The 13830-nt window shown below is 74.0% G+C and carries 4 protein-coding genes; all 4 read right to left on the reverse strand.

Translation table 11 applies throughout. From position 1 onward, the window contains the following. Window positions 1–137 precede the first annotated feature (137 nt). Entirely contained in the window at window positions 138–1367 is a 1230-nt protein-coding gene (locus ACIG3E_RS40670; protein WP_399626215.1) for an acyl-CoA dehydrogenase family protein, read from the reverse strand. A 207-nt stretch (window positions 1368–1574) separates the two neighbouring features. Next, on the reverse strand, window positions 1575–3086 hold the full coding sequence (locus ACIG3E_RS40675) for an MFS transporter (RefSeq protein WP_399626217.1): 1512 nt from the start codon (window positions 3084–3086) through the stop codon (window positions 1575–1577). A 70-nt stretch (window positions 3087–3156) separates the two neighbouring features. Beyond that, window positions 3157–6015, reverse strand: a complete 2859-nt coding sequence (locus ACIG3E_RS40680) for an aminotransferase class III-fold pyridoxal phosphate-dependent enzyme (RefSeq protein ID WP_399626219.1) — start codon at window positions 6013–6015, stop codon at window positions 3157–3159. Window positions 6016–6030: 15 nt separating this feature from the next. Further along, on the reverse strand, window positions 6031–13806 hold the full coding sequence (locus ACIG3E_RS40685; protein WP_399626220.1) for an SDR family NAD(P)-dependent oxidoreductase: 7776 nt from the start codon (window positions 13804–13806) through the stop codon (window positions 6031–6033). Window positions 13807–13830 lie beyond the last annotated feature (24 nt).

The following is a 13830-nucleotide window of genomic DNA, read 5'->3' on the forward strand; positions in this document are numbered from 1 at the left end:
GCGGAGGAAAAGGAGGCTGCCACAAAAAGGCGCACCGGCATTATCCAGTGGCCGTATTCTTTCGGCCACAGACAATACCGGTGCGCGGGCGACACATGGGTCCGGCCGTTCCTTTTCGGAGGGCCGGAACCATGGCGTCAGTAGAGCAGGGTCACCGCCGGGTGCACATCGAGGACGGCACGGCTGTAGTCCTCCAGGATGAGCGGCGCGTTCAGCGCGTTGTGCCGACTCATCACGGCGATGTCGCGCCACAGGCGCTGCAACGGGTTCGAGAGGGCGAAAGCGCTGCCGCCGACCGCGTCGAGGAGCTTCTCCACGCCCGCCCGGGACTTCTCCTGGGCGGACTTCTCGTGCATGCGGATCCGCGCCCGGTCCGCCCACGGCATCTGCTGGGTCTCCGGAATGCCGTCGAGCGCCCTGCCGACCTCCGTCAGATGCAGCTGGGCGGTCTCGATGAGGTGCGCGGCCTCGCCGAACCACATCTGCACCGAGGGCGCGTCCGCGGCCCGCTCGAAGTTGGCGTACGTGATCGGACGGCCCTTGTCCAGGTGCGCCTTGGTGACCTCCAGGGCGCCGTGCGCCGCCCCGACGATCGCGGCAAGCGACTGCGCGCTGCCCTGGATGAGCATGCTGTCCCGGTGGTCCTCGCCCACGAGGTCCGTGAGGCTGAACGGGGTCGCCCGGCGCTCCGGGATGAACACGTCCTCGGCCACGACCGTGTGGGTGCCGGAGCCGGACAGGCCCGCGGAGTGCCAGGTCCGCTCGATCCGCAGGTCGCTCATGGGCACCACGACGCCCACGAGGTCCGTGGTCTGCTCGTCCCCGTCGTAGACGTGTACGACCGGGATGTACGCCCAGTCGGCGATCTCACAGCCCGAGCTCCACGGGAAGGTGCCGCTCACCTTGAACCCGCCCTCGGCGCGCCACGCCTTCGTCGTGGACAGGTGCGCCGTGGAGATCACGTACGCGTCGGGGTTGCCCTCGAACACGTCCTCCAGGGCGGTCTCCGGCAGCGCGTTCAGCGCGAACCGGGTCGACGCGGTGTCGATGGACAGGTTCCAGCCCGCGGAGCCGCAGGCCTTGCCGACCTCGACGATGATCGACAGGAGGTCGGGCATCGGCAGCTCGTAGCCGCCGAACCGGGTCGGCGTCGTGAGCCGGAAGAGCCCGGCGTCCCGCAGCGCGACCACGACCTCCTCCGCGAGCCTGCGGTCCTGCTCGGTCTTCACCGCGTGCTCGCGGATCAGCGGAGCGAGCTCACGGGCCCGGCGCAACAGCTCCGCCGCGTCCACCGCTGCCGCTCCGGTTGTGATGTCAGCCCGCTCACCGGCCACTGCTGTCACGAAGTCCTCCTCGGTAGGTCGCATCACTCCGTGCGGGCTAGTCAATCCAGTGGGGCCTTGCGGCCCCAGGGGCCCCGAACACCAAAAGCGGCCGCCCCGCTGGTACTTGGGACCAAGTACCAGCGGGGCGGCCGTGGAGCGCTTTTCGCCTGCGGGTGCGTCGTGGCTTGTCGCGCCCGCGCGGCGGAGCCGCATATCGACGCAGCCCCGCGCCCCTTTGGGGCGCTGATCTCACACGCCGGGTACGGGGGCTGCCCCTCCCACCTCGGCGTCGGCCTGGGCCGTCACATGGCGGTCGAAGAGGAGGCCGCAGATGACCGCCCCCGCGAGGAAGACCACCGCGCCCCAGAAGAACGCCGTGGTGTAGCTCTCCACGGACGCCTCCGCGGCGAGCTGCGGCGTGGGCTGCTTGCCCTCGACGAAGTTGTCCGCCGCAGTGATCGCCAGCGTGCTGAGCAGCGCCGTACCGATCGAACCACCCACCTGCTGCACGGTGTTGACCAGGGCTGACGCGGCACCGGCGTCCTGCGGTTCGACCCCGACCGTGGCGACCGCCGCGCCCAGGGAGACCACCAGGCCGAAGCCGACGCCCGCGATGAAGATGGGCGCGAGGACACCGGCGGCGTACGAGCTGTCGACGCTGAGCTGGCTGAGCCAGAACGAGCCCACGGCGGCGAGGATGAGACCGCCGGGGATCAGCACGCGCGAGCCGAGCTTCGGTTCGAGCACCGGCGGGATGGTGGTGGCGCCGATCGCGATGCCGACGATCATCGGCAGGAAGGCGAGACCGCTCTCGATCGCCGAGAAGTCCAGGATCAACTGGAGGTAGTAGGTCAGGAAGAGGAACTGGACGAACAGGCCGATGCCCAGCAGGAACATGCCCAGATACGCGCTGCCGCGGTTGCGGTGCAGCACGATCCGCATGGGCAGGAGCGGGGTGCGCGTACGGAGTTCGAACAGCACGAACGCGACGATCAGGACGCCGCCCGCGAGGAGCAGGCCCCAGACGTCGGCGCCGCCCCACTCGCCGTCGTCGGCGTTGGACAGGCCGTAGGCCAGGCAGAACAGGCCGACGGACGCCGTCACCGTGCCGGGCAGGTCGAGCTTGTCCGGACGGTGCTCCGCCTGCCGGTTGTGCATGGTCAGCATCGCGCCGACGAACACCGCCGCCGTGAAGATGACGTTGACGTACAGGCACCAGCGCCAGTCGAGCCAGTCGGTGAGGGCGCCGCCGAGCAGCAGGCCGAGCGCGAGGCCGCCGCTGCCGAGCGCGCCGTAGACGCCGAAGGCCTTGACCCGCTCCTTCGGGTCCTTGAACACGGTCAGCAGGAACGACAGCGCGGCCGGTGCGACCAGCGCGGCGAAGGCGCCCTGGAGCGCGCGCGCCGTGATCAGCATGGCGAAGCCGTTGGCCGCGCCGCCGAGCACGGACATGACGCCGAAGCCGACGATGGAGATCATCAGCGACCGCTTGGCGCCGATCAGGTCGACGATCCTGCCGCCGATCAGCAGGAGGCTGCCGAAGGCGAGGGCGTAGGCCGTGACCACCCACTGCCGGTCGCCGTCGCCGAAGCCGAGGTCGGCCTGGGCCGACGGCAGCGCGATGTTGACGACCGTGGTGTCCAGGAAGATCGTGAACTGGGCGATACCGATGACGGCGAGGATTAACCAGCGCTTGGCGTAGTGCGGATCGGACGAGAGTTCCGCCGCCACCTTCGCTCCGGATTCTGCTGACTCTGACATTCCACTTACCCTTTGTCGATCAGGCCGGACCATCGGCCGATGGTCCGGCGAGCTGAATTCCCGGCAGACGTCAGGTGGAAATCGCCTCGAACCCGTGCTGCTGGGCGAGGTCGATGATTGCGTGCACCCGTTCCTGGGTAATGGCGCCTTCGCTCAACGTTCCGCCAGCGCCGGACAGGGCGAGGACGATTGCTTCCGCAGTCCCCGCCAGCAATTCACCCGTGTTCAATGGACCATTGAAACCACGCGGCAGAATAGTATCCTCCGGTACCGAAAGAACACCACCCCGTATGTAAAGCAAATCGTCCCGCTCGGCGACAATGGCTGATTCCGCACCGGTGCCGAAGAAGGAGAGATCGGCGACGATCGCGCCCTGCGCGAGATGCTCCTTGGCGAGAACCGGAACCGGACTCGAATGCGCCGCTATCACCGCGTGCGCGTTCCGTGCCTCGGCGAGGTCGTCGGTCGCGACGACGAACGGGTTGACGTCATAGGAATCAGCGAGATGCGCGGCGATGGCCTCGGCGCTCGGCTCGTCGCCGGAGCGCCCGTCGGCGAGCCACTTGGTGATGAGCGGCTCGGCGGACAACGCCGCCGCGATGCCGCTCAGTTCGCCCCCGGCCGCGATCCGCGTCCACGCGTCCTGGTAGATCCGGTGCTCCGTGGCGCGCAGCCGCTCGGCCGAGCCCTCCCGGCCGCTGCCCACCAGGACGATCCTCGCGACGTACTCGGCGCTGAGCGCGGCCAGGGCGGAGCCCACGCGGCCACCGCCGCCGACGACCGCGACGGTCAGCCCGGCCAGGTCGCCGAAGCGGGCGAGCGCGGGCTGTTCGAGCGCGGCCAGGGTGGCGCCGACCGCGAGGGTGCTGCCCGCGGTCACCGTGACGCCGGGCACCCGCAGCGCGCTGCCGTGCTCGCTGACCGTGCCGAGGCCGAAGCCGATGCCGACGGTCTCGTGGCCGTCCGCCTTGGCCGCGCGCACCCGGCGGTCGAGGTCGAGGCCGATCAGGAAGGTCTGCCCGGTGGTCCGGTAGGCGCGTAGCTGGTGCTGCGACACCAGGAGCGGGTAGACGGTGAGGTCGACCGAGGTGCCCTGCGGGGACGTGTAGCGGACCGGGGCCGTCGCGGGCAGGTCCTTGAGCAGCTCGGAGCGCTGGACGTAGGCGAGCAGCGCCGCGTCGTCCAGGTCGGCGAGCGAGGGGTCGAGCTCCCGCAGCGTGTCCGGGGTCAGCGGGTAGCTGACGAGCGCGACCTTGTGGGCGGCTGCGTCGGCGGGCTCCGGCGCGGCGGCCGCGGCCTGCCGCTCCGTCCGGAAGTCCTGGATCTCGCGCGGCTGCCCCGCGGCGCCGGTCAGCGGGTGGATCAGCGGCAGCGCGTCCTGGTGGCGCAGGATCTCGCAGACCGCGGTGAGGCCGGTGCGCAGCTGCTCGATCTCCTTGTCGGTGAGGTGGATCGAGGGCTCGATGCGCAGCATGTTGGGCACGCTGGCCGTCGGCCCGGTGCGGATGCGGTGGACGAGCTGGAGGTAGCTGCCGATGAGGAAGACCAGCAGGCCCGCGGCCGCCTTCTCGCGGATGACCGGCGATGCGGCCTGGCTCTGGTCGGCGAACTCCAGGCCGATGAGCAGGCCCTTGCCGCGGACGTCGAGCACCACGTCGGGGTACTCCTCGGCCAGCTCGCGCAGCATGCCGAGGACGCGTTCGCCGCGCTCGGCGGCCAGGTCGTAGGCGGCCCCGCCGTCGGCTTCGAGGAGTTCGAGGGTGCGCAGGGCGATGGCGGTGGTGAAGCCGTCCTTGGCGAAGGTCGAGCTGTGCACCAGCTCGAACTCGGGGCGGTAGCGCGACTGCCGGACCAGCATGGCGGAGGTCTTGCCGATGCCGCCGCCGAGGGACTTGCCGAGGAGGTAGTAGTCGCCGAGCAGCCCGATGTGGGCGCTCGCGAAGAACTTCCCGGTGCGGCCCATGCCGGTCTGGATCTCGTCGATGATCACCGGGCACCCGGCGGCGTCGCAGAGCTCCCGGACGCGGGCGGCGTACTCGGGCGTCAGCGCGTGGATCCCGCCCTCGCCCTGGATCGGCTCCACGATCAGCCCGCCGACGACGGGGAAGGGCCGCTCGACGAGGGTGACCCGGCCGTCCACGACCTCGACGTCGAGCGCGGCGACGCGGTGTTCGGCCAGCGCGCTCTCCAGCGCGGCCGCGTCGTTCGGCGGTACGAACGTCACGGGCAGGCCGAGCGAGGCGAACGCCGCGCGGAACGTCGGGTTGAAGGTGAACTGGGTGCTGCCGAGGAGCTTTCCGTGGAAGGCGCGCTCCAGGGCGAAGAACACCGGGCTCGTGCCCGCGAGGCCGATGTTGTGCGCGGCCACCGCGCCGAGCAGCGCGCCGAACTCCTCAGCGGTGGTCGGCACCGGCACGTCGCCGGGCAGCAGGGACGTGTCGTCCGGCAGCTGCGCGGAGCCGTCGCCCACGGCCTTCACGGCCGCGTCGGCGTTCCACTCGACCTGCTCGAAGAGGCTCTTCACCCGCAGCACCCGGTCGAACTCGCAGTGCTTGACGGCCGCTTCGACGGCCTCCGCGCCGCTGTTGGCGAAGATCACCGGGTAGGGCTCGGCGCCGGGGAACTCCCGGCCGAGTATCCCGTTCAGGACCTCGCCGACGCGGTCGGCGGTCGGGTGCTCGGAGAACTGCGAGTGCACGGGCACGCCCGTGTCGAGGAGCTGCTTGGCGTGCGCCACGATCTCCGGGTGGTTGTGGCCGAGCATGAGCGAGCCCCAGCCGCCGACCAGGTCGAGCACCGGCACCTCGGCGCCGCTCTCGTCCAGGTAGTACAGGGAGTTCTGCTCCGCCCGGACGTAACTGAGGTTCAGGCCGAAGGTGCCGAGCATGCCGGTCAGTAGGGCTTCGGCGTATCGGGTGGGTGAGTTCACCGTGTCTCCTGGTGGTCAGCGGTTCGGTTGGGCGGAAGCGCGGCCGAGTTCCCGGTCGATGAAGTCGAAGACCTCGTTCTCCGTCGCGGTCTCGATCGCGGCGGTCAGGTCCGTGTCGCCGGTGCCGGGGACCGCGTCGGGCCGCGCGTCGGTCCAGGCCTTGTTCCAGCGGGTGAGGATGGCGTTGAGCCGGGCGGCGATCTCGGTGCGGCCGGACTCCTCGTCGGCCTCCGCGTCGACCGGTACGGCCATCAGGACGGCCTCCAGCTTGTCCAGTTCGGCGAGGGCCGAGCGCCGGCTGACGCCGTCGGTGAGGGCGAGGCGTTCCAGCAGGTGGTCGACAAGGGCGCCGGGCGAGGCGTAGTCGAAGACCAGCGTCGTCGGCAGGGACAGGCCGGTCTGCTCGCCGAGCCGGTTGCGGAACTGCACGGCGGACAGCGAGTCGAAGCCGGAGTCCCGGAAGGACACCTCCCACTGGAGGTGGTCCGGTGCCGCGTGCCCGAGCACCGCGGCCGCCTCGGCCCGCACCAGGTCCCGCAGGTACGCCTCGGCCTCGGCCCGGCCCATGTCCGCGAACCGGTCGCCCGGCGCGTCCGCGCTGGCCCGGCGGCGCTCGCCGCGCGGCACGAGCCCGCGCAGCACCGCCGGGACCTGCGCCGGGTCGCGGCGCAGGGCGGCCAGGTCGAGCGGCGCGGGCGCGACCACGGCGAGCCCGGTGGCGAGGGCGGCGTCGAACAGCGCGCACGCCTCGTCCCCGGCGATCACCCGAAGGCCCGGCTGCCCGCCCTCGACCATCCGGCCCCAGGCGAGCGACACCGCGGGCAGCCCGCGGGAGCGGCGGTGTGCGGCGAGGGCGTCCAAGTAGGCGTTCGCCGCGGCGAAGTTGGCCTGCCCGGGGCTGCCGAGCAGGCCGACCACGGAGGAGAACAGCGCGAACAGCGCGGGCGGGGCGTCGGCGGTCAGCTCGTGCAGATGCCGGGCCCCGTCCACCTTGGGCCGCAGCACGGCGGCGACGCGCTCCGGGGTCAGCGCGGTGAACACCCCGTCGTCCAGGACGTTCTCGGTGTGGACGACCCCGGTGAGCGGGTGCTCGGCCGGGATGTCCGCGAGCAGCGCGCGCACGGCCTCGCGGTCGGCCAGGTCGCACGCCACCACGGTGGCCGTCGCGCCCAGAGCGGCGAGTTCGTCGCGCAGCGCTTCGGCGGGCGAGCCGGGGCCGTGCGGGTCGGCGAGCACCAGGTGCCGCACCCCGTACGCGGTGACCAGGTGCCGGGCGAACAGGGCGCCCAGCTCCCCGTCGGCGCCGGTGACAAGCACGGTGCCGCCGTCCACGAGGGCGGGTGGTGCCGCCTCCGCCGGGGCCGTGGGCGCGAGCCTCGGCGCGAACAACTCACCCTTGCGGACGGCCAGTTGGGGCTCTCCCGCCTGGGCCACCAGGGGCAGTTGGTCGACGGAGGCCGGGTCGTCGTCCAGGTCGACGAGCAGGATCCGGTCGGGGTTCTCCGCCTGGGCGGAGCGCAGCAGGCCCCACACGGCGGCTCCGGCCGGGTCGCGTACCTCGTCCTCGGCGCCGACGGGCAGCGCGCCCCTGGTCACCACGGCCAGGCGGTTGTCCGGCAGGTCCTCTTGGGCCAGCCAGCGCTGGGCCGCGTCGAGTGCCCGCGCCACGGCCCGGTGCGCGGCGGCCACCGGGTCGCCCGCCGGGTCCGGCTCCGACGGCTCGACGAGGAGGACGTCCCACGGGGTGAAGGACGCGGCCGCCTCGTCGAGGCCGTCGAAGCGCAGCGGCGCGATCCCGGCGAGGTCGCCGGTGGCGTCGCCGAGCAGGGCGAGCAGGCTCTCCGGCTCGTCGTCGGACACCGGTGCCACCGGTGTCCACTCCGGCGCGAACAGCGGGGCCGTACCGGCGGACACCGGAGCCGCGCCGCCGTCCCTGGGGGTCAGGACCGCCGGGGCGAGCCGCACGGACGCGGCCACGAGGACGGGGAGCCCGGCCTCGTCGACGGCCTCCAGGCGGAACGCGTCCGCACCGGCGGGAGCCAGGCGCACCCGCACGACCGTCGCCTCACTGGCGTGCAGGGCGACGCCCTCCCAGGCCAGCGGAAGCAGCGCGGAGCCGTCCGGGCCCGCCCCTGGCCCGCCGATCAGCAGCGGCTGCACGGCGGCCTCCAGGAGGGCCGGGTGGATCCCGTGGCCGCCGACGTCCAGGGCCGCCCCTTCGGGCAGCCGGACCTCGGCGAACAGCTCGTCGCCCCGGCGCAGCACCGCCGTGAGGCCCTGGAACGCCTCGCCGTAGCGGTGTCCGGCGTCGGCGAGGTCCTCGTACGCCCAGTCCACCGCCGTGGCCTTGGCCGGGGGCCAGACGGCCGGTTCGGTGTCGGGCCGGTCGGCGGCGGGGGCGAGCACGCCGGTGGCGTGGCAGGTCCACTCCGGGGCGGGGCCTTCGCCGTCCGTGGCGTCGGCGGGCCGCGTGTAGATGCCCACGGTCCGCCGCCCGGTGCCGTCGGGCGCTCCGGTCACGACCTGCGTCCGCAAGGCGCCCTGGCCGGGCAGCACGAGGGGCTCGGTGACGGTGAGTTCGGCGAGGTCGGGGCAGCCGGTGGCGTCGCCCGCGCCGATCGCCAGGTCCACCAGGGCCGCCCCGGGCAGCACCGGCACCCCGGCGACGACGTGGTCGGCGAGCCACGGGTGGGTGGTCAGGGACAGCCGGTTCGTGAACACCGTCTCGTCCCGGCCCGCCACGGCGACGGCCGCGCCAAGGAGGGCGTGCCGCCCGGCCTCGGCGCTCTCGCCGCCGGTGGGGCCGGACTCGGCGGCCCAGTACCTGCGGCGCTCGAACGGGTAGGTGGGCAGGGCCGTCCGGCCCGCTCCGGTGCCCGCGAACACGGCCGCCCAGTCGACGGCCGCACCGGCGACGAACAGCTGCCCCACGCCGTCGAGGACGGCGTGCACGGCGGGTCGCCCTTCGGCGAGCAGGAGCACCGACCCGGCGAGCACCCGCCGGGGGCCGGACTCCACGTACCGGGTCACGCCGTGCTCGGCGAGCCACCGTTCGGCGGCGGCGCTGCCCTCGGTCCCGTCGCGGCCCGGTCGGTCGTCGGCGGTGAGCGGCCTGCCGGTGCGCAGCGACACCACGGGGATCCGCGGTTCGTCGTACGTCACCGGCGCCGGGTCCCCGGCCGTCAGGAGGCGGCCCGCGTCGGCGAGGGAGAGCGCCCCGGCGACGTGCGCGGCGGCGAGCTCGCCGACGCCGGTGCCCGCGACGCAGCCCACGGTGACGCCCCAGGCCCTGACCAGGAGGTACAGCGCGACCTCGGCGGCGAACGCGGCCGCTTCCGGGCCCTGTTCGCCGAGCCCGGCCAGGGTCTCGTCGTAGGCCTTCGCGTACGCGGGCAGCGTCTCGTACAGCGCGGGGTCGGGGCCGTCGGCGGCCCCGGTGAACAGGAACGCGGTCCGGCCGTCCCCGGCGGCGGGCGCCTCGGCGGCGGCGATCGCCCGCAGCCCGGTCAGGGCCTCGGCGCCGCCGCCGGTGACGAGCACCGCGCGGTGGTCGAACGCGGAGCGCTGCGCCAGCGAGAACCCGACGTCGAGCGGGTCCGGCTCGGTGTCGGCCTCCAGGAGGGCGAGCAGCCGCTCGGCCTGGGCGCGCAGGGCCCGCGGCGACTTGGCCGAGAGGACCCACGGCACCACCGGCAGGGACACCTCGGCCCGGGGCGCGGCCGGTGCGTCGGGGGCCTGCTCCAGGATGACGTGCGCGTTGGTGCCGCTGAGCGCGAACGCGGAGACCGCGGCGCGGCGCGGCCGGTCGAGCTCCGGCCACGGGCGGGCCTCGGTGAGCAGCTGAACCGCGCCCGACTCCCAGTCCACGGCGGAGGTCGGCTTGTCGATGTGCAGGGTCTTCGGCAGGACGCCGTGGCGCATGGCCATGATCGCCTTGAGCAGGCCGCCGGCGCCCGCGGCGTGCTGGGCGTGCCCGATGTTGGACTTCACCGAGCCGAGCCAGGCCGGGCGGTCGGCGGGCCGGTCCCTGCCGTACGTCGCCATCAGGGCCTCGGCCTCGATGGGGTCGCCGAGTTGGGTGCCGGTGCCGTGCGCCTCGATGAGGTCCACGTCGGCCGGTGCGACACCGGCGTTCGCGAGGGCCTGGCGGATGACGCGCTGCTGCGAGGGGCCGTTGGGCGCGGTCATGCCGTTGGAGGCGCCGTCGGAGTTGACCGCGCTGCCCCGGACCACGGCGAACACGGTGTGTCCGTTGCGCCGGGCGTCGGAGAGCCGCTCCAGGACGAACAGGCCCACGCCCTCGGACCAGCCGGTGCCGTCCGCGGACTCGTCGAACGCCTTGGACCTGCCGTCGGGCGCGAGGGTGCGCTGCCGGGAGAACTCGACGAAGCCGATGGGCTGCGCCATCACGGTCGCGCCGCCCGCGAGCGCGAGGCCGCACTCGCCGCTGCGCAGCGCGTTCGAGGCGAGGTGCAGGGACACGAGGACCGAGGAGCAGGCCGTGTCGATGGACATCGTCGGGCCTTCGAGGCCGAGGACGTAGGAGATCCGGCCGGAGCCGAACGACGTCGTGGAGCCCGTCAGGAGGTAGCCCTCGGCGCCCCCTTCGGCCGCTCCCGCGCCCGCGCCGTACTCCTGCGCGGTCAGGCCGGTGTAGACGCCGGTGTCGCTGCCGCGCAGCGACTGCGGGTCGATGCCGCCGCTCTCCAGGGCCTCCCACGAGGTCTCCAGGAGGAGGCGCTGCTGCGGGTCCATCGCGAGGGCCTCGCGCGGCGAGATGCCGAAGAAGCCCGCGTCGAACTCGGCGGCGTCGTAGAGGAATCCGCCTTCCCGCGTGTAGAAGGTGCCCGGCTTGTCGGGGTCGGGGTCCCACAGCCGCTCGATGTCCCAGCCGCGGTCGTCCGGCATGTCGCCGATCGCGTCGACGCCGTCGGCGACGAGCCGCCACAGGCCCTCGGGCGTGGTGGCCCCGCCGGGGAAGCGGCAGGCCATGCCGACGATCGCGATGGGCTCGTTCTCGCCGCCGGAGCCCGGGACCGCCGCCGCGACGGCCGCGGCCGGAGCCGCCAGCTCGCCGCTCAGCTCGGCCAGGACGTACGCGGCGAGCGCCGAGGTCGTCGGGTAGTCGAAGACCACGCCGGGCGACAGGCGCAGGCCGGTGACCGCGGCGAGCCGGTTGCGCAGTTCGACCGCCGTCAGGGAGTCGAAGCCGAGGTCGCGGAACGGCACGTTCTCGCTGATCCGCTCGCCCGCGCCGAACTGGAGCACGGCGGCCACCTCGGTCCGCACCAGCTCGGTGACGTGCTCGTGCCGGTCCTGCTCGGGCAGCGCGGCGAGCCGTCCGGCAAGCTCCCGCTGGTCGCCCGCGCCCTGGCGGACCACCCGGCGCGAGGGGCGGCCGACGAGGCTCCGCAGCATCGCGGGGACCGGCACGGAGCCGGACCGCAGCGTCCGCAGGTCGAGCCGCGCGGGCAGGGTGACCGGGCTGTCCAGCGCGAGGGCCCGGTCGAACAGGGCCGCACCGGCCCGCGGCGTCAGGGGCTTGAGGCCCGTCTGCCTCAGCTGCTCCGCGGCCCCGGCCTGCAGACCGCCCTCGGTGTCCCACAGGCCCCAGCCGAGGGAGACGGCGGGCAGGCCGTGGGCGCGGCGGTGGTGCGCGAGGGCGTCGAGGAAGTGGTTGGCCGCCGTGTATCCGGCCTGCCCGGCGTTGCCCAGGGTGCCCGCGAGGGACGAGAAGAGGGCGAAGAGGGCGAGGGGTTGGCCGTGGGTGAGTTCGTGCAGGTGCCAGGCGGCGTCGACCTTGGGCCGCAGGACGCTGCCAACGCGCTCGGGGGTGAGGGCGGTGATGATGCCGTCGTCGATGACACCGGCGGTGTGGACGACCCCGGTGAGCGGGTGCTCGGCGGGGATGGCGTCGAGCACGGCCTTGAGCGCGTCCCGGTCGGCGGCGTCACACGCGGCCACCGTGACCGCGGCACCCATCCCGGTCAGCTCCGCGGCCAACTCCTGCGCCCCGGGCGCCTCCTGGCCCCGGCGGCTGGTGAGAACCAGGTGCCGTACCCCGTACGCGGTGACCAGATGCCGGGCGAAGAGCGCGCCCAGCGCACCCGTACCACCCGTGACCAGCACCGTCCCCTCCGGCGCCAACTCCGGCGCGGCGGCGTCCGGCGGGGCCTGCGGGGCCAGGCGCGGCGCGGTCACCGTACCGGCGCGCACCGCGACCTGGTCGTGGCCCGCCGCGAGCACCGCGGGCAGGGCCGTGAGCGAGGCCGGGTCGTCGTCGACGTCCACGAGCACGATCCGGTCGGGGTGCTCGGCCTGCGCGGACCGCAGCAGGCCCCACACGGCGGCGCCCGCCAGGTCCGGCGCGCCGCCGTCCTGGCCGGTCGGCACCGCGCCGCGGGTCACCACGACGAGGCGGCCCGACAGGAACGCCTCGCCGGTCAGCCACTCCCGCACCAGGTCGAGCGTCTCCACGACCGTGTCGTGCACCGAGGCCACGACCTCGGCGTCCGTCTGCCCGGCGGGGGCGAACAGGAGCACGTCGGCCCCGGCCGCGTCCGCCAGGGCCGCGCAGCGGTCGACGGGCAGCACCTCGCCGACCGGTAGGACGGGGGTGCCGAGGAGGGCCCAGCGTCCGGCCGGTTCGGCCGGGGCCGCCTCGACGGGCGCCCAGTCCACGCCGAAGAGCGAACCAGCCGTCTCGTCCCGCCCGGCGGGCTGGTCGGCCGAGACGGGGCGGGCCTCCACGGAGCGCACCTCGGCGACCGGCTGCCCGCTCTCGTCGGCGAGCTGCACCTGGCAGGAGGTCTTGCCGTCGGTCTCCGCGTCGATGACCACGCGCACCCGCAGGGCTCGCGCGCCGGTGGCGTAGAGGTAGATCTCGTTCCACACGAACGGCAGCTGGAGCGTGAAGTCCTCGCCCGCGTCGGCGATCGCGGCGACGACGCGCGGGTGGATGGCCGCGTCGAACAGGGCCGGGTGGATGCCGAACCGGGCCGTGTCCGCGCCGTCCGGCAGCGCGACCTCGGCGAAGAACTCGGCGCCCGCGTCGCCGTCGCGGCGCCACAGGGCGTGCAGGCCGCGGAAGAGCGGGCCGTAGACGTAGCCGCTCTCGGCGAGCCGGTCGTAGAACCCTTCCGTCGCCACGGTCTCGGCGCCCGCGGGCGGCCACTGGCTCAGCTCGAACGCGGGCTCCGGGGCCTCGGCGGCGAGCACGCCGGTGGCGTGGCAGGTCCACTCCTCCTCGGCGTCCTGGTCGGCCTCCGGGCAGGAGTAGATCGCGAACGGCCGGTGGCCGGTGTCCCGCGCCTCGCCCACCACGAGCTGGACGCGGACGCCGCCCGACTCGGGGACGCGCAGCGGCGCGGTGACCACCATCTCGTCCACACCGGCGCAGCCGACCTCGTCGCCCGCCGCCATGGCCATGTCGATCAGCGCGGTGCCGGGTACCAGGGCGCGGCCGCCCAGCTCGTGCTCGGCCACCCAGGCGTGCGTCCGCGCCGAGAGGCGCCCGGTGAACACGACCTCGTCGGCACCGGCGACGCGCACCACCGCGTCCAGCATCGGATGGCCCGCCGCCACCTGCCCCGCCGACACGACGTCGCCGGACGCCGGACCCGCCATCCAGTAGTTCTGGTGCTGGAAGGGGTACGTCGGCAGGTCCACCAGGGCGGCCGGGGTGCCCGCGAACAGCCGGGCCCACTCCACCGCGTGCCCCGCCGCGTGCACCTGCGCCAGCCCGGCCAGCGCGGTGCGCACCTGGGGCTGCTCCCGGCGCTGCAACGCCACGAACGACGCCTCCACACTCTGCGC

Origin of the sequence: Streptomyces sp. NPDC053474 (assembly GCF_044544845.1) — a bacterium.
Lineage (GTDB): Bacteria > Actinomycetota > Actinomycetes > Streptomycetales > Streptomycetaceae > Streptomyces.

Coding starts and splice junctions, on each gene's coding strand:
- ACIG3E_RS40670 (WP_399626215.1), bottom strand. CDS start 1,367: ATGCGACCTACCGAGGAGGACTTCGTGACAGCAGTGGCCGGTGAGCGG.
- ACIG3E_RS40675 (WP_399626217.1), bottom strand. CDS start 3,086: ATGTCAGAGTCAGCAGAATCCGGAGCGAAGGTGGCGGCGGAACTCTCG.